Source organism: Microcella frigidaquae, from assembly GCF_014200395.1.
Taxonomy (GTDB): Bacteria; Actinomycetota; Actinomycetes; order Actinomycetales; family Microbacteriaceae; genus Microcella; species Microcella frigidaquae.
This window is the reverse complement of sequence record NZ_JACHBS010000001.1, coordinates 290,949-310,037: the sequence shown is the minus strand read 5'-3', so window position 1 is coordinate 310,037 and position 19,089 is coordinate 290,949. Positions and strand designations below refer to the sequence as shown.

The window sequence follows — 19,089 nt, the reverse complement described above, 5'->3', positions numbered from 1 at the left end:
GATCTCAGTAGCGGGTGAGCAGATCGGTGAGGGCACGATGGCCGAAGTCGAGGGCCGCGAGCGGCACGCGCTCGTCGACCCCGTGGAACATCGCCGGGAAGTCGAGCTCGGGGGTCAGCTGCAGCGGCGCGAAGCCGTAGCCGGTGATGCCGAGCAGGCTGAGCGCCTTGTTGTCGGTGCCGCCGCTCAGCAGGTAGGGCAGCACGTCAGCCTCCGGGTCGTGGTGGCGCAGCGTGTCAACCATGGCCTCGACGAGGTCGCCGGCGAAGGGGTTCTCCAGCCCGACATCCTGATGCATGACGACGACCTCGATGTCGTCGCCCACGAGCTCGCGCACCTCGGCGAGCACCGCGTCCTCCTCCCCCGGCAGGGTGCGGATGTCGATGAGCGCCTCGGCCCGGTCGGGGATCACATTGTGCTTGTAGCCCGCCTGCAGCAGCGTCGGATTGCTCGTCGTTCGGATCGTCGCGGTGAGGAAGCCCGCCGCGGTGCCCGAGCGCAGCAGCAGCTCGTCGGGCCCGAGCTGCTCGGGGTCGACGTCGAGGATGCGCGCGAGCTCGGCCAGCAGTTGTCGTGTCGTGGCGGTGAGGTGCAGCGGCCACTGACGGCGGCCGAGCGCCGCCACCGCCTCGGCAAGCTTCGTGACGGCGTTGTTCGTGATCACCCGCGAGCCGTGGGCTGCCGTGCCCCGGGCGACGAGCTTGATCCAGACCAGGGCCTTCTCGCCGGTCTGCAGCAGGTACGCGCGGCGGCCGTCAACGTCGACCGAGTAGCCGCCGACCTCGCTGATCGCCTCCGTCGCGCCGGCGAACAGCTGCGGATGCTCGGTGACCAGGTGGTGCGAGCCGTAGACCCCGCCGTTCTCCTCATCCGAGAAGAACGCGATGACGAGATCGCGGTTCGGCCCGCCGCTCTCGATGACCTCCCGCAGCGCGGTCAGCATCATCGCGTCCATGTCCTTCATGTCGACCGCACCGCGGCCCCACAGCATGCCGTCGCGCACGACCCCGCCGAAAGGGTCGACGCTCCAGTTCTCCGGGTCGGCAGGCACGACGTCGAGGTGGCCGTGCACGACGAGCGCCGGGCGCTCGCCGCGAGATCGATCGACGTGATGCTCGTACCGCCCCGCGACACGCGCGACGACGCTCGTGCGCCCCGGGGCGGCGTCGATCAGCACCGGGTCGAGCCCGAGGGCCCGCAGCTCGGCCTCGACGTACCCGGCGGCCTCGGTCTCGCCGTTGCTGCGGCCCTCGCCGTAGTTCGTCGTGTCGAACCGGATCAGGTCGCGGGCGATGCGGGCGGTGCGGCTGAGGGTCGCGCCGTCGGGGTGCTCGCGCTCCGCATCCTGGGCCATGTCGTCCACGCTACCGGGCGCGGCAGGCGCGTTCTCATTCGTGCTAATGTCGTCTCCGGTCGCGCCGCCTCGGCGCTCGCGACCAGACCAGCGCGGGTGGCGGAATTGGCAGACGCGCTAGCTTGAGGTGCTAGTGCCCGTATAGGGCGTGGGGGTTCAAGTCCCCCCTCGCGCACGCTGGTCGGAATGGCCCCGGAGAATCTCCGGGGCCATTCCGCGTTGTCCCTCCGAGAGGCAGCGGTCGGAGACCCTCGACGCGCCCTCTGAATCCGTGACTTTCGGCCCTTCCGGCCCGCGGGGGCGTGGCTAGGGTGAGGCCATGAGGATCCGTGTTCTCGACCTGTCCGAGCTGTTCGGGCGGACGGTGCACCTCCGCTCGCCCGACTTCCTCGGTCCTTCCCGCTGGGCCCAGTTCGAGGCCGTGCGTGAGACCTGGGCCGAGCTCGCGCGCCTCGCCGAAGGGGATCCGGTCGTGGGCGATGAGGCGGAGACCGTCTTCGGCGGTGCCATCGTGCTTCTCACCCCGACCCGCACCCGGATCGGTCTCGACGAGTCGATCATCGTCGACGGCCGGCACCGACTGGTCGCCTGGCAGCTCATCATCGATGCCGCCCGGCGGGCCATGGCCGATCAGGGGGCGACCATGGTCGCCCGCACTCTGGAGGAGCTGCTCGAGAACCCCGCCAGTGCGGTGGCTGACGAGGAGCACCGCCACGTCGTGCTGCCGAGCCGGGAGGATCGACAGGAGTTCATCGACCGCCTCACCCTCGACGCGCGTCTCCTGCAGCCCGGGCATCTCGGGTCCTCCGGCATCACGGCCGCCCACGCCTGGCTGCTCGATGCCGCCCGCAGCTGGTTGGCGAGTGGCGACGCCATGGATCGCGCCCAGCGGCTCGCCCGTGTGATCCAGCACCGCTTGCGCGTCATCGTCATCGAGGCGCGTCCGGTCGACAACCCCCTGCGCATCGCGCGCCAGCTGGCCGAGGGCGGCACGGCCGTGACGTCGGTCGACATCATCGGCCAGACCCTTCTCGACGCTCTCGCGTTGCCGGAGGACGCCTCCGGGCGCGCCTACCAGGCGTTCTTGGCCCCGTTCGCCGACCCCTGGTGGGCCGAGCCGGCCGGAGGGCGGCCGGGCACCGAATCTCGTCTCGAGCAGCTCGCGCGCGCCTGGGTGATGGCGCGCACACTCCGGGTGGTGACCGGCAGCGAGCTCGCCCCCGCGTTCCACCGGTACCTGCACCTCAGCACCGCTCAGCCTCTCGACCTGATGGGTCGCCTTCGTACGGAGGGCGGTCTGGTCCGCGAGCTGGCCGAGGCCGGTCGCGATCCGGCGCGCGCCGAGGACGTCCGCGCGCGCTTCCTCGACCGGATGAGCGTGCTCGGGTGCGCGGAGGGCATCGCCGTGCTGCTCTGGCTCGAGGCCGATGAGCGCCGTGCGTTGCCCGAGGAGGAGAAGCTCGCTGTGCTCGCCCTGCTCGAGAGCTGGGTTGTCCGTCGCGTCCTCACCGGGCTGCCGGTCTCCGGAGCCGGGACCGGGTGGCAGACCATCTTCAGCAACCTCGCCCAGGGCCCTGCGGTCGATCTGGTCGGTCGCATCCTTCGTGCGCGGGTCGATGACGAGGCGCACTACTGGCCGTCGGATGACGACCTGCGGCTCGTCCTCCCGGCCCGCCCGATCGCGCTCGAGCTGCCGGAGAGCGTCGCCCGCGTGCTGATGGAGGGCCTCACGGAAGCGGGCGTCGGGGCGGGGTCCGTGCAGCGCGGCGCCGCGCGGGTGGTGCTGCTGCATGCCGAGCCCAGCGGCGACGACGCGGTCGCCCCGATGCTCCGATTCGTGCTGGGCAACCTGACCCTGAGCGAGGCCCCGGTCGTCGATCCGGATGGCGACGTCTCGCAGCGCACGGCCGCGCTCATCGAGCGCGTGATCAGGCTGTGGCCGTCTCCGCCGCCGACGCTGCCCGGCGCTGCAGCTCCCGCTCGCGGTTGGCCAGGAACAGCGGGAACGTGAACGCGATCGCGGTGAGGCCCGAGAACACGATGTAGGCCCAGAGGTGGCGCATGCCCAGGCGGCGCCCCTCGATGACGATGAAGGCGCACCCGGCGACTGCCATGATGAGCAGGTCCATCGTGAGCGAGCTGACCGCCGGGCCGCTACCGAACCAGTCACCGAAGAAGTCGGTGCGCTCGATGATGGCGATGACGTTGTAGGTCCAGGTGCCGATGAGGCCGGCGATCGCGAGGATGAGGAACACGATGGCGCGGCTGTTCCAGTGCTGGAGGAGGCTCGAGTGACGGGTCATGACGCCATTGTGCCGGTGCCTGCTGACCTCGACGACCTCGAATCCCGCACGGCCTTCCGCGAGTGGTCCGCGCGGCCGGAGGGTCAGCGCGCCGACCCCCGCCGGTTCGGGATGCTCTGCGCGGCGCTCGGCCTCGACCCCGAGCACCTCGGTTCCGCGGCCGGAGCGTCGCCCGCCCTCGGCATCGTGGGGTCGAAAGGCAAGGGAACCACGGTCGCGTACGCCTCCGCCTTGCTGGTCGAGACCGGGCTGCGGGTCGGCACTGTCTTCAGCCCGGGGCTCGTGACCAACCGCGACCGGTTGCGGGTCGACGGTGCGGTGCTGCCCGTCAGCGACTACGCGGCGCTTCTCGAGCGGGTGGATGCCGCGCTGCGAACCCTGCCGCAGCCGACGGAGGGCTACCTCGGACCGAGCGGGTTCTTCCTCGCCGCCGGGCTCGCCCACTTCGCGGCGGTCGGCTGCGAAGCGCTCGTGCTGGAGGCGGGCATCGGCGGTCGTCGCGACGATCTGGGCCGCGTCGGGCTGACGGGCCTCGCGATGGCCCAGGTGTTCCTCGAGCACACCGACCTGCTGGGTGACACGATCGCCGCGATCGCTGGCGACAAGGTCGGCGCGGCGCGCCCCGGCGCCCGATTCATCACCCACCTCGCGCAGAGCGAGGAGGCCGAGGCGGTCATCCGCGCCCATGCCGAGGCGATCGGTGCCGAGCGGATCCGTGTCGACGAAGCGGTGCGCGCCGACTATGCCGACGCGGTCGGGCCCGGCCTCGGCGGGATGAATGCCGCCCACGGCATGCACGCCGCGCGCCGCCTCCTCGCCGAGCTCGGCCGTCCCGACGCCAGCCCCGCGCAGGTGCGGGCAGCCGCGGCTCGGGTGCACTACCCCGGGCGGCTCTCCCGGCACCAACTCGAGGGGCCGGGCGCCCCCTCGACCGTCTTCGTCGACTCGGCGATCAGCCGCGACGGCTTCGAGAACGCCCTCGCCCACGTCGCGCGCGAGACGGGCGCTTTCCCGCCTCTGACGCTCGTGTCGGTGCCGCGCACGAAAGACTTGGACGGCTTCCGCGCGGTCGCCGCCGGGCTGTCGGGCCGCGTCGTGTTCGTCGCGCTCGAGCGGGTGCACCTGCACTACCCCGAGCGCGCCGAGTGGCCGGGCGAGTGGGCGACGGCTGCCGAGCTGCCCGCTCTGTTGCGCGCGGCGCCGGTGGTGCTCGCGATCGGCACGGCCAGCTTCTCGGCCGACGTGCTGCGGCAGCTCGGGGTCGACACGGATCGGGTGCTCTGACATGCCGACCGCACCGTTCGGGCTGCTGCTCGATGTCGACGGCCCCATCGCGAGCCCGATCGCCCGCCGCATCGCGATCGACACGATCACGCGCGACCTGCTGACCCTCGCGGCAGCGGGCATCCCGATCGCCTTCATCACCGGCCGCAGCGATGCCTTCATGCGCGAGCAGGTCGTGGCGCCTCTCGTGGCCAGCGGGCTGGATGCGGGGGCGCACGTCTTCGGCGTCTTCGAGAAGGGCGGCTGCTGGGCGCCGGTGACCCCGCACGGGCTCGGCCCGCTCGAGATCGACACCGTCGTCGCCGTGCCGGATGCGGTGCGCACGGCCGTCGAGGGACTCGCCCGCGAGCGGTATGCCGACACGATGTTCGTCGACGAGGGCAAGCACGTCATGATCTCGATCGAGCAGAGCACTGACGTCCCGTCGGCGGTGTACCAGCAGGCCCAGCGGCACTTCGATGCCGACGTGGATGCCCTGCTCGTGTCGCTCGCGGCCGGCCCCGGCTTCCGCCGCGACTCGACGATCATCTCGACCGACGTCGAATCGGTGCTGCTCGACAAGGACCGCGGGGCGGCTCGGGCCCTCGACTGGTTCGCCGCGCGGGGCGTCACGGCCGAGCGCTGGTGGTCAGCCGGCGACTCGCGGTCGGACTACCGGATGGCCGATGAGGTGCACCGGCGGGGCATCCCGGTCGCGCACCTCGACGTGCGCCCCGGTGACGGCATGCTCGACCGGCCGTACCACGTGGTCGTCGAGGGCGATCTCGTGCACGATGCCGCGGGCGCGGCCTTCCTGCGGCGGCGGGTGACCGAGCTCGGCTGACGGTCTCGGCGGGAGGGGAACCGTTCGGGCGATGCCGGACACTACAGGGTATGAGCATCCCTCCGGCCGACAGTGCCTGCGTCGAACGTGAGCGTGACGACGTCGACTGGGCGTTGGCCCAGCACGGCGTCGGCGAGGCCTTCGGCCGCGTCTTCGACCGGCACCGCGATCGCGTGCAGCGGCACGTGCTGCGGCTCGTACCTGTTCCCGCTGACGCCGATGACGCCGTCGCGATCACCTTCCTGGAGGCGTGGCGCCGCCGGACGGATGCTCGCCTCGTCGACGGCTCGCTGCTGCCCTGGCTGCTCGTCACCGCCACGCGGGTCACCCAGAACCTCACCCGCAGTGCTCGCCGCCATCGGGCTCTGCTGGCCAAGCTGCCGCCCGGCGAGCCCGTGGCCGACCACGCCGACCGCCATGATGACGGGCCGGCGAGCGCGGCGCTGCGCGAGCTCTCGCTCGCCGATCGCCAGGTCGTGACGCTCTGCGTGCTCGAGGGCCTCAGCGACCGCGAGGCCGCTGATGTTCTCGCCCTGCCCGTGGGCACCGTGAAATCCCGCCTCTCCCGGGCGAAGCGCCGCCTCGCCGACCGACTCTCGCCCCCCGCCGCACCGCTCACTCGATTGGACGAAGCCGCTCATGACGCCTGACACCGACCCCCGCATCCCCTCGCGTACTGACGCGCTGCGCGCCGAGCTCGTCGCCCAGGCGGCCGAATCGGCGCCCCGGGCCCCCGCGGTAACGACAGGCCGCGTTGCGGTCGCCGCCGTGCTCGCCTTCGCACTGGCGGGGGCGACCACCGGCGGCGCCGTCGCGGCGACCGGGATGCTCACGCCGACCTCGACCGTCGAGCTCTCGATGGAGGAGCTGCGCCTGATCTCGTTCCCCGGCGCAGAGATGCTCGGGGCTCCCCTGGTGGTCACCGGCTCGGGTGAGACGGTCGTTCAGCTCGATGATCGTCCCGCGGAGGCCACGGGTCTCGCCCTGCGGGTGCAGTGCCTCGACGTCGGGCGGTACGACATCGTGATCAATGACGTGCCCGAGAGCTGGGTGCAGTGCGACACGGCCAGCGAGGGCGTGCAGAGCGCCGGGGGCTTCAGTCAGCTGTTCGACCTGAGCTTCGACCTGAGCGGCGATGGCCCGCAGTCGGTCTCGGTTCGCGGGCAGGGCGCCGATCGGTACGTCGTCTGGGTGTCGTGGGCTGTGTTGCCCGAACCGGTCGAGGCATCGGCGGCGCAACGCGATGCTCTCGCCGACGGTGTCGTCACGCGCGAGGAGTACCTCGCGGGCCTTGATCGCTACGTCGCCTGCATGGAGGCGAGCGGCTGGTCGGTCGCCGTGATCGACCGCGAGGCTGACGTCGTCGACTACCGCATCGAGGCGATCTCCGGCGATGACGACGCGCGCTGCTACGCCGCTGAGTTCATGGAGCTCGACATGGGCTGGCAGCTCTCGCGCGAGTGAGTCTGGCCGGGCGCGCTCGCTCTGCGGTCCGGCCCGGTCGTTGTCTGCCCTTCCAGAACTGCGGATGCACGTGATGCTGATTCACGAGCATCCGCAGTTCTGGAAGGGCTTCGGCATCATCACGTGCCCCTCACGACACGCCGGGCGAATGTCGGTGCAAGTTGCCATATTCGAACGTATGTTCGATCATGGAGAGGTGCCCGCCCTCGCGCTCTCCCCCGTCGTCGACCCCGCTGTCGACCTCGCTGTCGGCGCTGGTGGTGGTGCGGATGTCGGTGCTGGCGCGGGTGCTGCGCGGGGCGCGGCCCGGGTGCGCGCGGTCGAGACCGTGCACGAGCTGCAGGCCCGCATCGACGCGCTGCAGCGCACGCGGCTCGACACGCGGCTCATGCCCACGCACGAGGCCATCGCCGACCTGCTGCCCGGCGGCGGCCTGCGCGAGGGCGCCGTCTACGCCCTCAGCCCCTCGAGCGCCCTCGTCATGGCGCTGCTCGTCGGGCCCTCGCAGGCCGGCTCGTGGTGCGCCGTCATCGGCATGCCCGAGTTCGGGGTCGAGGCGGCCGAGGGCATGGGCATCGATCTCGATCGGCTCGTGCTCGTGCCGCACCCCGGCGATGCCTGGCTGACCGTCGCCGCGGCCATCGCCGACGCGATCGGGGTGGTCGTCGTGCGGCCCGGCCGTGCGGCGAGCGATGCCGCCGTGGCGAAGCTCGCCGGTCGGCTGCGCGAGCGCGGCGCCACCCTGCTCGTGCTCGGCCCCTGGCCCCAGGCCGAGGCCATGATCAGCGTCACTGAGAGCCGCTGGTCCGGGCTCGGTGACGGGCACGGGCTGCTGAGCGAGCGCGAGGTCACCCTCACCGTCACCACCAAGCAGGCCGGCCGCCCTCGCAGCGGGCGGCTGCTGCTGCCCGACGCCGAGCTGGGCATCCGTCGCCTCGATCGGGGTGCTGCCGCTGACCGGGCAGCCGAGCGGGCTCGCGAGCGCTGGCAGGGGGTCGAACCCGACGCCGCGAGGCGCGTGGGCTGATGCAGCGCACCCTCGTGCTCTGGCTGCCCGACTGGCCCGTCACCGGGGCGGTGCGCGAGGGGCTGGCCCCGTCAGGGGCGGCCCTGGCCGTCATCAGCGCCAACCGTGTCATCGCCTGCTCATCTGCTGCCCGTGCAGAAGGGGTGCGTGCCGGGCAGCGCCGGCGCGAAGCCCAATCGCTCTGCCCGGCTCTGCAGATCGTGCCGTTCGACGAGGGCCGCGATCAGCGTCTGTTCTCTCCCCTCATCGACATCGTCGAAGGGCTCGTCGCCGGGGTGCAGGTCGTGCTGCCGGGGCTGATCGCCCTCGCCGCCCGCGGCCCCGCCCGGTACTACGGCGGCGAGAAGGCCGCCGCGCTCGCGCTACGGGGCGCCCTCGCGGCCGAGGCCGACGACGTGCGCATCGGCATCGCCGACGGGCCCTTCGCCGCTGAACTCGCGGCGCGCACGGCGAGCACCTCAGACGGTGAGCGCGGGCTGCGCATCGTGCCGGCGGGAGCATCCGGGCCGTTCCTCGCGCCCTTCGCGGTCAGCACGCTCGGCGACCCCGGCCTCGCCACGCTGCTCGGCCGGCTCGGGGTGCGCACGCTCGGCGACTTCGCCGCCCTGCCCGCCGCCGCCGTGCGCGACCGCTTCGGGGCCGCGGGCGCTCACCGTCACGCGCTCGCGGGCGCCGCCGACGCGACCCCGCTCGTGCCGCGCACTCCCCCGCCCGACCTCGAACGGGTGCTCGAGCTCGAGCCGCCCCTCGACCGCGTCGACCAGGTCGCCTTCGCCGTCCGGCAGCTCGCCGACGAGCTCGTCGAGGCGCTCACCGCGCGGCTGCTCGTCGCGACCGCCATCCGCATCGTCGTGCGCGACGAGCACGGCATCGAGAGCGACCGCGCCTGGCTGCACCCGCGCTCGTTCCGCGCGAGCGAGATCGTCGACCGCGTGCGGTGGCAGCTCAGCGGTGAGACGCGCACGATGGGCGCCCGCGATTCTCGTGCACAGGCCGACGCCGACCGCGGGCCCGGGCTGCGAGCGGCCGTGACGCGCGTGCGCATCGCGCCCGAGAGCGTCGACGATCTCGCCCACCACGAGCCGGGGCTCTGGGGCGGACCGCCCGACGAGCGCGTGCACCACGCACTCTCGCGCGTGCAGAGCCTGCTCGGCCACGAGGCCGTTCTCACCCCGCGCCGCATCGGCGGGCGCACGCTCGCCGACCGTGCCCTGCTCGTGCCCTGGGGCGATCGCGCGGCCGGCACGCGGCCCCTCGAGCGACCGTGGCCCGGGGCGCTGCCGCAGCCGGCGCCGAGCACCGTATTCCCGACGAGGCATCCGGTGAGCGTCGTGGACGGAGAAGGTGCCGCGATCGGCATCGATGAGCGGATGCGCCTGTCGGCCGCGCCCGCCGCCTTCGCCCCCGGCGCGGGTGGGGCGCCGCGGCCCATCCGCTCGTGGGCGGGGCCGTGGCCGCTCGACGAGCAGTGGTGGAGCATCCGTCGTCGCCGCCTGCACCGCCTGCAGGTCGTCGACGCCGCGGGCATCGCTTGGCTGCTCGTGCTCGAGGGCGGCAACTGGTGGGCGGAGGCGCGCTATGACTGAGCACCGATGCCGCGCGGGCGGCGCTGAGGGCGGGCGGCACTGATGGCCGGCTGGCACAACCCGCCCATTCCGTGGAGCGAGTTCGAGCGCACCCTGCGGGAGGGGCAGCGCCCCGGCTCGAGCCCGCCGCTCGGCGGCGACGCGGGCGACTCGCCCGCCTGGTCGCAGAAGCGTGCGCCCTACCGCCCCGCCGCGCTCGAGCGGCCCGACCCCGAGACGGTCGTGCCCTACGCCGAGCTGCACGCGCACTCGTCGTTCAGCTTCCTCGACGGCGCCTCGAGCCCGGAGGAGCTGCTCGAGGAGGCCGCCCGGCTCGGCCTGCACGGTCTCGCCCTCACCGACCACGACGGCTTCTATGGCGTCGTGCGCATGGCCGAGGCGGCCGAGCCCTATGGCCTGACGACCGTGTTCGGCGCCGAGCTGTCGCTCGACCTCACCGGGCCGCAGCAGGGTGTCGCCGACCCGGAGGGCACGCACCTGCTCGTTCTCGCCCGCGGCCAGGAGGGCTACCACCGGCTGGCCGGCGCGATCACCCAGGCGCAGCTCGCCGGGGCCGAGAAGGGTCGCCCGGTGTACGACCTCGATGTGCTCGCCGAGCACGCCGGGCGGGGCGGCGACGCGACCGCGGGCGATCACTGGCTGGTCTTGACCGGCTGCCGCAAGGGCGCGGTGCGGTCGGCGCTGGAGGGGCGGCTGTTCCGGCAAGAACAGGCGCTGCGGCGCGGCCCCGAGGGTGCGGTGACGGATGGCGTCGCCCGCGCGCGGCCGACGCGCGCGCGCATCGCCGCGGCGGCCGCCGAGCTCGACGCGCTGGTCGACCGGTTCGGAGCATCCAATGTCTGCGTCGAGCTGTTCGATCACGGCCGCCCGCTCGATACCGTGCACAACGACGTGCTCGCCGCGCTGGCCGCCGAGCGCGGCCTGCCGACGGTCGCGACGGGGGCCGTGCACTACGCCACTCCGGCGCGGTACCCGCTCGCGACCGCGTTCGCCTCCCTGCGCGCCCGCCGCAGCCTCGACGACATGGAGGGCTGGCTTCCCGCGGCGGGCACGGCGCACCTGCGCAGCGGTGCCGAGATGCAGCGGCTGTTCGCCCGGTACCCGGGGGCGGTCGCGCGCAGCGTCGAGCTGGCCGATGCGCTCGGCTTCAGCCTGCGGCAGGCCAAGCCGCGGCTGCCCCGGCAGGAGGTGCCGCCCGGCCACACGCCGATGAGCTGGCTGCGCGAGCTGGTCTGGCGGGCGGTGCCGCAGAAGTACCCCGACGCGGACGACGCGGTGCGCGCCCGCATCGCGCGCGAGCTCGACGTCATCGAGGCCAAAGACTTCCCCGGCTACTTCCTGATCGTGCACGACATCGTGCAGTTCGCCCGCTCCCGGGGCATCCTCTGCCAGGGCCGGGGGTCGGCCGCGAACTCGGCCGTGTGCTACCTGCTCGACATCACGGCGGTCGACTCGATCGGCTACACGCTGCCCTTCGAACGGTTTCTCTCGGCGCTGCGCGACGAAGAGCCGGATATCGACGTCGACTTCGACGCCGACCGGCGCGAGGAGGTCATCCAGTACGTCTACGAACGCTACGGCCGCCGCAACGCGGCCCAGGTGGCGAACGTCATCACCTACCGCCCGAAGAACGCCGTGCGCGACATGGCGCGGGCGCTCGGCTACTCGACGGGCCAGCAGGATGCCTGGTCGCGCCAGGTCGAGCGGTGGGGCGCGGTGCTCTCGAGCGACGACCACGACATCCCCGAACCGGTCGTGGCGCTCGCGCAGCAGGTGCTCACCTACCCGCGGCATCTGGGCATCCACTCGGGCGGCATGGTGCTCACCGACCGGCCGGTCGGCGAGATCGTGCCGATCGAGCACGCGCGCATGGAGAAGCGCACGGTGCTGCAGTGGGACAAGGACGACTGCGCCTGGATGGGTCTCGTGAAGTTCGATCTGCTCGGGCTCGGCATGCTCGCCGCCCTGCAGCACGCCTTCGACCTCGCCGACGAGCATCTCGGCGAGCGGTGGGAGCTCGCGACCCTGCCGAAGGAGGAGCAGGCGACCTACGACATGCTCTGCCGCGCCGACTCGATCGGCGTCTTCCAGGTCGAGAGCCGTGCCCAGATGGGACTGCTGCCGCGCCTGCAGCCGCGGAAGTTCTACGACCTCGTCGTGCAGATCGCGCTCGTGCGGCCCGGGCCGATCCAGGGCGGGGCCGTGCACCCCTTCGTGCGCCGCAAGCTCGGCCGCGAGCCGATCACCTACGACCACCCGAAGCTCGTCGAGCCGCTCGAGCGCACGCTCGGCGTCCCGATCTTCCAGGAGCAGCTCATGCAGGTCGCGATGGCGGTCGGCGGCTGCACGGGCGACGACGCCGACCTGCTGCGCCGCGCCATGGGAAGCAAGCGCGGCCTCGAGCGCATCGAGTCGCTGCGCGAGACTCTCTACGCGGGCATGGCGAGCAACGGCATCACCGGGCAGCTCGCCGATGAGATCTACGGCCGCATCCAGGCCTTCGCGAACTTCGGCTTCGCCGAGAGCCACTCGATCAGCTTCGCACTGCTCGTCTACGCGAGCTCGTGGATCAAGCTGCACTACCCGGGCGTCTTCCTTGCCGCGCTGCTGCGCGCCCAGCCGATGGGCTTCTACTCCCCCGCCACCCTGACGGCCGACGCCGAGCGGCACGGCGTCGAGGTGCGCACCCCGTGCATCCTGCGCTCGGGGGTGGATGCGGGGCTCGAGCGCCTCGACCTGGTGGTCTCCTCGCCCGTCGAGCCGCTGCCGACGGATGCTCGCCGCGCGCACCCCACGGGCCTCGAGCAGTGCCTCCATCGCCACCAGCCGCCCGTGCCCGCGTTCGACCCTGACTCGACCGACGGCGACCTCGACGACTGCGCCCGCCACCGGCGCGACAGTGCGCTCGCCGTGCGGCAGGGGCTCGCGGGCGTGACGGGAATCGGCCGCGCGGTCGCCGAGCGCATCGTCGCCGAGCGCGACCGCGGCGGGCCGTACCGCGACCTCACCGAGCTGGTCTACCGCACGGGGCTCACGGCCGCGCAGGTCGAGGCGCTCGCCACGGCGGGAGCCTTCGACGTGCTCGGGCTCTCGCGCCGCGAGGTGCTGTGGGCGGCGGGGGCCGCGGCGCAGGCGCGCCCCGAGTATCTGCCGGGCGTGGTGACGGCCGTGCAGCCGCCGCTGTTCACGCCGCTCGACGACTACGAGCTGATGGTGGCGAACCTCGTGTCGACGGGCATGGCACCGGGCGATCATCCGGTGCGGTTCGTGCGCGAGGCCCTGCGCGAGCGCGGCGTCCTGAGTGCGCGCGACCTGCGCCGCGCCGAGCCGGGGCGCCGCGTCGAGGTCGCGGGTGTCGTCACCCACCGGCAGCGGCCCGCGACGGCGAGCGGCCTGACCTTCCTCAACCTGGAGGACGAGACGGGGCTCGTCAACGTCATCTGCTCGGTCGGGCTGTGGGGCCGCTACCGCCGCACGGTGCGCGAGAGCCGCGCCCTCATCGTGCGCGGCACGCTCGAGCGCTCGCCCGAGGGGGTCGTCACCATCGTCGCCGACCGGGTCGAGCAGCTGCCGCTTCGGGTCACGATGCCGAGCCGCGACTTCCGGTGACCGCTCCGATCCCGGCCAGATCTGGCGCACACGGGCGCCTCAGCGCTCGGCATCCACCGGTGAGCGGGGAATCTGTGGCCCTTCTCGACTAGGTGTTGCGGCCGCGCGCGGCCACCACCCACACGCTCGTCTCGGCCCCCCTGCGCTCGACCACGAGCTCGTCGACCAGGTTGATCGCCGTGCAGACATGGTTGGGGGCGATGCGCACCCGCTCGCCGAGCGCGGGCAGAGCTGCGTTCGCGGGCCAGACGATGGTCGCGTGGTGCTCCGAGAGCGCGACGACGCGGGCGCCGGGCTGCGCGGGCAGCCGCCCGTGCCCGCTCGCGTACGCCGGGCGGTCGGGCGAGAGGATCTTGCTGCCCGCATCCACGACCACCCGATCGCCGCGCAGGCTGACGACGGTGGCGACCGCGGTCAGGGCGATGCGGCCGTGGCCGACGGTGCCGAGCTCCCATTGCTGGGCGTCGTAGAACGCGTACACACCCGGCCGCAGCTCGGTCAGCACGTCGCCGCGGCTCGCTCCCGCGCTCGGGGTCGACCCGCCGCTGACGACCGGGCACGGGATGCCCACGCCGAGCAGCGCGTCGCGCGCGACCCGCAGCGCCGCCTGCTCGTCGGCCGCGGCGCGATCGGCCGCGTCGGAGTCGTAGGAGTGCCCGGGGAAGGTGAAGACGCCGTCGACGGCGAGACCCTGCTCGAGCGCGGCGGCGGCCACCTCGGCCGCCCGTGCAGGCTCGATGCCCGAGCGGTGGTGCCCGCTGTCGACCTCGACCATCACGGCGAGCGGCACGGGATGCCCGTCACCGGCCGCGGCGCGCGCGAGCATCCCGATCGCGGCCACCGAGTCGGCACCGACGCGCAGCCGCACGCGCCCGGCCAGGTCGTGCAGTCGCTGGGCGCGGGGGCCTTCCGCCCACACCGGGTAGGCGATGAACAGGTCGTCGAACCCCGCGTCGGCGAAGACCTCGGCCTCGCCGACGGTCGCGACGGTCAGCCCGACTGCACCGTGGGCGAGCTGGCGGCGCGCGATCTCGGGCGTCTTGTGGGTCTTGGCGTGCGGGCGCAGGGCGAGCCCGTGCTGCCGGGCGTGTTCGGCCATGGCGACGAGGTTGGCCTCGAGCAGCTGCTCGTCGACGGCGAGGTAGGGGGTATCGCGCACGCCCCCATCATCGCGCCCGCGAACTGCGAACGGTGCCAGATCTGGGCCAAACGGGCGCTCAGCACCGTCGGTAGCGCCCGTTTGCGCCAGATCTGGCAGAGGTCGGGGAGGTCAGGCGCTGTGCAGCTTGCGCCGCAGCAGGTCGATGCGCGCCTGCAGCTGGGCGACAGTCGCCTGGTTGACGGCGGGGCCGCCGCACAGGCGGCGCAGCTCGGCGTGGATGTGCCCGTGCGGCTGGCCGGTGAGTTTGGCGCGCAGCCCGACGAGGCTGTTGAGCAGCGCCCGCTGCTCCTTGAGCGAGCGGTAGAGCGGCTGCGGCGCGGTGGCAGCCACCGCGGATGGTCGCTCGGCCGCGCGCCGTTGCTGGCGCTGGTGGCGGGCCTTGAGCACCTCGCGCACCTGGTCTGGCTCGAGGATTCCGGGTAGGCCGAGGAAGTCGAGCTCCTCGAGGCTGCCGACCGGCGAGAGCAGTCCGAACTCGTCGCCGTCGTAGAGCACCTTGTCGAAGGTTGCGCTCGACTCGAGCGCGAGGTAGGCGAACTCGGTGAGCTCCTCCTCGCTCGCCTTCTCCTCCCGCTCGGCGGCCGTGAGCAGCGAGTCCTCGAGCAGCTCGTCGCCGACCCGGTCGAGGGCGTGGTCGCGCTCGCGCTCGAGCTCTCCGGCCAGCCGCTGGATGACCGGAACGCTCGGGATGAAGATCGAGGCCGTCTCGCCGCGGCGTCGGGCCCGTACGAAGCGCCCGACGGCCTGGGCGAAGAACAGCGGGGTCGAGGCGCTCGTCGCATACACGCCGACGGCGAGCCGCGGCACGTCGACTCCTTCGCTGACCATGCGGACGGCGACCAGCCAGCGGGCGTCGGACTCGGCGAACTCCGCGATGCGCTCGGAGGCGCCCGCCTCGTCGCTGAGCACGACGACCGGTTCCTCCCCCGCGATGTCGGCGAGCAGCTGGGCGTAGGCGCGAGCGGTCGACTGGTCGGTGGCGATGACGAGGCCCCCCGCATCCGGGATCGCATGCCGCACCTCGGTGAGCCGCGTGTCGGCGGCGCGCAGCACGCCGCTCATCCACTCGCCGCCGGGGTCGAGTGCGGTGCGCCACGCCTGCGCGGTGATGTCGGCGGTGTCGTCCTGCCCGAGCACGGCCTCCATCTCCTCCCCGGTCGACGTGCGCCAGCGCATCCGGCCGGCGTACGACAGAAACAGCACCGGGCGCACGACGCCGTCCTCCAGGGCGCGCCCGTAGCCGTAGCTGTAGTCGGTCCGCGAGACGCGCACGCCGTCGCCCTCGTCGACGTAGCTGACGAACGGGATCGGCGCGGTGTCGCTGCGGAACGGCGTGCCCGAGAGCGACAGCCGCCGGGTCGCGCCCGAGTAGGCGTCGCGCAGCGCCTCGCCCCAGCTGAGGGCATCGCCGCCGTGGTGCACCTCGTCGAGGATCACGAGGGTGCTGGCCTGCTCGACGAGCGTGCGGTGCACGAAGGGCTGCATGGCGACCTGCGCGTACGTCACCGCGGCACCGTGGAAGGCGCGCCCGATGACGCGACCCGCGTTGCGGAAGGCGGGGTCGAGGCGGATGCCCACGCGGTGCGCCGCGTCGGCCCACTGCCGCTTGAGGTGCTCGGTGGGGGCGACCACGATGACGCGCTCGACGGTGCGGCGGGCGAGCAGCTCGGCGGCGAGCCGCAGTGCGAACGTCGTCTTGCCGGCCCCGGGCGTCGCGGCGGCGAGGAAGTCGCGCGGCTCGGTCTCGAAGTAGCGATCGAGGGCCTCGGCCTGCCACGCGCGCAGACGGTCGGCGGTGCCGCGGGCTGCGCGCTCGGGGTAGGCCGGTGACAGGTGCTCCGCGGCGAAGGTGCCCACGTGGGGAGCGCGGCGGAAGGACGGGCTCACGAGACCTCGATGCTAGTCGAGACGACCGACAGCCCCGGGCACGGCTCGCGCCGCCGGAACGGCGATCAGCCCTCCGGCACGCTCCCCCGCCGGGGCGCGCTGTCGCGCAGCAGGGAGGCCCGCCGCACCGCTCCGCGCCCGAACTTCTCCGCCACCGCGTCGATGGTTGTCTCGGCCTCGCGCCACGGCTCGTCGTCGTCCCACAGCCCGCGCGCGACGGTTCCGGTCGGCAGCAGTCCGGAGGCGCGCACGCCGATGAGCCGCAGCCCGCGCCCGGCCGCGGGCGAGGACGCGGAGAGGGCGCGCGCCTCGGTCGCGATGCGCTGGGCCACGTCGGTCGGCTCGGCCAGGGTCTGCGCCCGGGTGATGGTCTCGAAGTCGCCGAACCGCAGCTTCACGGCGACAGTGCGGGCCACCCAGCCACCGCGCCGCAGTCGCTCGGCGACGCGGTCGGCGAGCCGCAGCAGTTCGCGGTCGATCGCGGAGGGATCGGTGAGGTCGCGCTCGAAGGTCACCTCGTGACCGATGGTCTTCTCCCGCCGCTCGGGCGTGACGACCCGGGGGTCGCGGCCGTGCGCGAGCTCGTGCAGGTGCCGCGCGCTGGCGGGGCCGAGGGCGCGCTCGAGGGCGTCGAGCGGAGCATCCGCGACGTCACCGATCGTGCGAAGCCCGAGCCGTTCGAGTCGGGCGGCCGCGGCGGCGCCAACCCCCCATAGCGCGGTGATCGGCTGCGGGTGCAGAAACGCCAGCGTCTCCGCGGCGGGCACGACGAGCAGCCCGTCGGGCTTGGCGCGCCCGGAGGCGAGCTTCGCGACGAACTTCGTGGCGGCGGCCCCCACCGAGGCGACGAGCCCCGTCTCCCGCTGAATCCGCGACCGCAGAGCCGTCGCGATGGCGAAGGGCGGGCCGAACAGTCCGACTGCGCCCCGCACGTCGAGGAAAGCCTCGTCGATGCTCAACGGCTCGACCAGGGGCGTCACATCGCCGAGGATCCGCATGACGTGCGCCGACGCCTCCTGATACCGCTCGTAGTGGGGTTCGAGCACGACCGCCTGCGGGCAACGCCGCAGCGCGACCGCCATCGGCATGGCCGAGTTGACCCCGTACTGCCGGGCCTCGTAGGTCGCCGCCGTGACGACCGAGCGTGCTCCACGATGTCCGACGATGACCGGACGGCCGCGCAGCTCGGGCCGAGCGAGCAACTCGACGGAGGCGAAGAAGGCATCCATGTCGAGGTGCAGGATGCTCGCCGAGGTGTCGTCGGTCGGTTCGACCGTGACGACCCGACCGCTGCCGTCCTGCTTGCTCATGACGAACGCCCCACGCGAGCATCCTTCCATCGCGATGCGACAGTGGCCTGCTGCGCGTGGGGCGTTCGCCGAAGCGACTAGCGCTTGCGGGAGACGAGCCCCCAGAGAAGAAGCACGAGGAGCGAGCCGCCGATGGCCAGCAGCCAGGTGCCGATGCTGAAGAAGTCGTTCACCGATCCGAGCCCGAGGAGCGAGCCGAGCCAGCCGCCGAGCAAAGCGCCGACGACGCCGATGAGAAGCGTGACGAGCCAGCCGCCCTTCTGCGCGCCGGGCATGATCGCTCGCGCGATGGCCCCGGCGATCAGGCCGAGAAGCAAGAATCCGAGAAAGCCCATGGGTTTCTCCTTTCGTTGTGGCGAGCATCCGGTCGATGCGCTGCCGTTGTGCGAACGCCTCTGTGGAAGTGTTCAGCGTCAGTCAATCAGATGTCCCCCGTTTGGGGGTCATTTCCGCACGGCTGACTCCCAGGCTTCTGGAGGGCGGAGCGATCTGCCAGGGTAGGAGCATGGCTCAGCTGCACCCCTGGTCGCGGTACGTCGCGATCGGTGACTCCTTCACGGAGGGCATCGGCGACCCGGAGCCGCAGAGCCCGGGCGGCCACCGCGGCTGGGCCGACCGCGTCGCCGAAGTTCTCGCCGAGCGCACCGACGACTTCGCCTACGCGAACCTCGCGATCCGCGGTCGCCTCCTCCAGCAGATCGCCGACGAGCAGGTGGATGCGGCGCTCGCGCTGCGCCCGGACCTCATCACGATCTCGGGCGGCGGCAACGACATCATCCGCCCCGGAACGGACCCGGACCGGGTCGCGGAGCTGTTCGACGACACGATCCGCCGACTGCGCAGCGACGGAGCCACGGTCGTCATGTTCAACGGGCCCGACATCGGCATGACGCCCGTGCTCCGGCGCGTGCGCGGCAAGGTCGCAATCTACAACGAGAACCTGCGCGCGGTCGCGGCACGTCACGACGCGATCGTCGCCGACATGTGGGCGCTGCGGCAGCTGCAGGATCCCCAGATGTGGGCGCCCGATCGCCTGCATTTCTCGCCACTCGGGCATCACACGATCGCGATCGCCGTGCTGCAGGCCCTCGGCGTCGACCACGATCTCGAGCCCCTGCACCCTGAGCCGCTGCCCGAGCGCTCCTGGCGCGCCGCGCGCGTCGACGACATCGGGTGGGCGCGCGAGTACCTCGTGCCCTGGGTGGTGCGGCGCATCCGGCACCAGTCGTCGGGCGACACGGTCAAGCCGAAGCGACCCACGATCTAGCTGGGGCGCGGCG

At 72.9% G+C, this 19,089-nt stretch carries 15 protein-coding genes and 1 tRNA gene; 10 read left to right on the top strand and 6 right to left on the bottom strand.

The annotated features are described in order from the left end of the window. Positions 1-4: 4 nt before the first annotated feature. Positions 5-1,354 (bottom strand): M20/M25/M40 family metallo-hydrolase, encoded by a 1,350-nt coding sequence (locus tag BJ959_RS01450; protein WP_153981049.1) that lies wholly within the window; start codon positions 1,352-1,354, stop codon positions 5-7. A 90-nt stretch (positions 1,355-1,444) separates the two neighbouring features. Here BJ959_RS01450 and BJ959_RS01445 point away from each other — a divergent pair. Together BJ959_RS01445 and BJ959_RS01440 are read left to right on the top strand one after the other, a co-directional pair. Further along, a tRNA-Leu gene (locus BJ959_RS01445) sits at positions 1,445-1,529 on the top strand. 144 nt (positions 1,530-1,673) lie between these two features. Then, positions 1,674-3,365: a hypothetical protein gene (locus BJ959_RS01440; RefSeq protein ID WP_153981050.1), complete on the top strand. Its 1,692-nt coding sequence runs from the start codon at positions 1,674-1,676 to the stop codon at positions 3,363-3,365. On the opposite strand, the gene BJ959_RS01435 is transcribed toward BJ959_RS01440, so the two are convergent. Continuing rightward, complete coding sequence (locus BJ959_RS01435; RefSeq protein ID WP_153981051.1) at positions 3,283-3,657, bottom strand: DUF2834 domain-containing protein; 375 nt, start codon at positions 3,655-3,657, stop codon at positions 3,283-3,285. The two genes, BJ959_RS01440 and BJ959_RS01435, sit on opposite strands and share 83 nt — an antisense overlap. On the opposite strand from BJ959_RS01435, the gene BJ959_RS01430 reads away from it, so the two are divergent. The 7 genes from BJ959_RS01430 (at position 3,646) to BJ959_RS01400 (ending at position 13,450) form a co-directional block, all read left to right on the top strand. Beyond that, positions 3,646-4,941 carry a folylpolyglutamate synthase/dihydrofolate synthase family protein gene (locus tag BJ959_RS01430; RefSeq protein WP_153981052.1) on the top strand — a complete coding sequence of 432 codons (1,296 nt, stop codon included), beginning with the start codon at positions 3,646-3,648 and terminating at the stop codon, positions 4,939-4,941. The genes BJ959_RS01435 and BJ959_RS01430 overlap by 12 nt on opposite strands. A 1-nt stretch (position 4,942) precedes the next feature. Next, positions 4,943-5,764 (top strand): hypothetical protein, encoded by an 822-nt coding sequence (locus BJ959_RS01425; RefSeq protein ID WP_153981053.1) that lies wholly within the window; start codon positions 4,943-4,945, stop codon positions 5,762-5,764. Positions 5,765-5,814: 50 nt separating this feature from the next. Beyond that, positions 5,815-6,414, top strand: coding sequence for an RNA polymerase sigma factor (locus BJ959_RS01420; RefSeq protein ID WP_153981054.1), 600 nt, complete (start codon positions 5,815-5,817; stop codon positions 6,412-6,414). Next, positions 6,404-7,228 (top strand): hypothetical protein, encoded by an 825-nt coding sequence (locus tag BJ959_RS01415; RefSeq protein ID WP_153981055.1) that lies wholly within the window; start codon positions 6,404-6,406, stop codon positions 7,226-7,228. Before BJ959_RS01420 ends, BJ959_RS01415 begins: the two co-directional genes overlap by 11 nt. A gap of 178 nt (positions 7,229-7,406) precedes the next feature. Beyond that, the gene (locus BJ959_RS01410; RefSeq protein WP_183321817.1) at positions 7,407-8,255 is read left to right on the top strand and encodes a hypothetical protein; all 849 of its coding nucleotides are present in this window, start codon (positions 7,407-7,409) and stop codon (positions 8,253-8,255) included. Continuing rightward, the gene (locus tag BJ959_RS01405; RefSeq protein WP_153981056.1) at positions 8,255-9,841 is read left to right on the top strand and encodes a DNA polymerase Y family protein; all 1,587 of its coding nucleotides are present in this window, start codon (positions 8,255-8,257) and stop codon (positions 9,839-9,841) included. The genes BJ959_RS01410 and BJ959_RS01405 overlap by 1 nt, the downstream gene beginning before the upstream one ends. Before the next feature lie 42 nt (positions 9,842-9,883). Beyond that, entirely contained in the window at positions 9,884-13,450 is a 3,567-nt protein-coding gene (locus BJ959_RS01400; RefSeq protein WP_153981057.1) for an error-prone DNA polymerase, read from the top strand. Between the two features lie 88 nt (positions 13,451-13,538). Here the strand turns inward: BJ959_RS01400 and BJ959_RS01395 are convergent, their stop codons facing one another. From BJ959_RS01395 to BJ959_RS01380, 4 genes are all read right to left on the bottom strand, one after another. Further along, on the bottom strand, positions 13,539-14,609 hold the full coding sequence (locus tag BJ959_RS01395; RefSeq protein ID WP_341799834.1) for an alanine racemase: 1,071 nt from the start codon (positions 14,607-14,609) through the stop codon (positions 13,539-13,541). A gap of 111 nt (positions 14,610-14,720) precedes the next feature. Next, positions 14,721-16,499: a DEAD/DEAH box helicase gene (locus BJ959_RS01390; RefSeq protein ID WP_341799835.1), complete on the bottom strand. Its 1,779-nt coding sequence runs from the start codon at positions 16,497-16,499 to the stop codon at positions 14,721-14,723. A gap of 65 nt (positions 16,500-16,564) precedes the next feature. After that, positions 16,565-17,809: a DNA polymerase IV gene (locus BJ959_RS01385; protein ID WP_153981058.1), complete on the bottom strand. Its 1,245-nt coding sequence runs from the start codon at positions 17,807-17,809 to the stop codon at positions 16,565-16,567. A gap of 77 nt (positions 17,810-17,886) precedes the next feature. Continuing rightward, complete coding sequence (locus tag BJ959_RS01380; protein ID WP_153981059.1) at positions 17,887-18,144, bottom strand: GlsB/YeaQ/YmgE family stress response membrane protein; 258 nt, start codon at positions 18,142-18,144, stop codon at positions 17,887-17,889. A gap of 170 nt (positions 18,145-18,314) precedes the next feature. Between BJ959_RS01380 and BJ959_RS01375 the strand changes: the two genes are divergently transcribed. Further along, complete coding sequence (locus tag BJ959_RS01375) at positions 18,315-19,076, top strand: SGNH/GDSL hydrolase family protein (protein WP_153981060.1); 762 nt, start codon at positions 18,315-18,317, stop codon at positions 19,074-19,076. Positions 19,077-19,089 lie beyond the last annotated feature (13 nt).

Excerpts from the sequence above, each read along its gene's own strand:
- BJ959_RS01405 (WP_153981056.1), top strand. The coding sequence starts at position 8,255 with ATGCAGCGCACCCTCGTGCTCTGGCTGCCCGACTGGCCCGTCACCGGG.
- BJ959_RS01385 (WP_153981058.1), bottom strand. The coding sequence starts at position 17,809 with ATGAGCAAGCAGGACGGCAGCGGTCGGGTCGTCACGGTCGAACCGACC.
- BJ959_RS01440 (WP_153981050.1), top strand. The coding sequence starts at position 1,674 with ATGAGGATCCGTGTTCTCGACCTGTCCGAGCTGTTCGGGCGGACGGTG.
- BJ959_RS01420 (WP_153981054.1), top strand. The coding sequence starts at position 5,815 with ATGAGCATCCCTCCGGCCGACAGTGCCTGCGTCGAACGTGAGCGTGAC.
- BJ959_RS01415 (WP_153981055.1), top strand. The coding sequence starts at position 6,404 with ATGACGCCTGACACCGACCCCCGCATCCCCTCGCGTACTGACGCGCTG.
- BJ959_RS01425 (WP_153981053.1), top strand. The coding sequence starts at position 4,943 with ATGCCGACCGCACCGTTCGGGCTGCTGCTCGATGTCGACGGCCCCATC.
- BJ959_RS01380 (WP_153981059.1), bottom strand. The coding sequence starts at position 18,144 with ATGGGCTTTCTCGGATTCTTGCTTCTCGGCCTGATCGCCGGGGCCATC.
- BJ959_RS01375 (WP_153981060.1), top strand. The coding sequence starts at position 18,315 with ATGGCTCAGCTGCACCCCTGGTCGCGGTACGTCGCGATCGGTGACTCC.
- BJ959_RS01400 (WP_153981057.1), top strand. The coding sequence starts at position 9,884 with ATGGCCGGCTGGCACAACCCGCCCATTCCGTGGAGCGAGTTCGAGCGC.
- BJ959_RS01435 (WP_153981051.1), bottom strand. The coding sequence starts at position 3,657 with ATGACCCGTCACTCGAGCCTCCTCCAGCACTGGAACAGCCGCGCCATC.
- BJ959_RS01450 (WP_153981049.1), bottom strand. The coding sequence starts at position 1,354 with ATGGCCCAGGATGCGGAGCGCGAGCACCCCGACGGCGCGACCCTCAGC.
- BJ959_RS01410 (WP_183321817.1), top strand. The coding sequence starts at position 7,407 with ATGTTCGATCATGGAGAGGTGCCCGCCCTCGCGCTCTCCCCCGTCGTC.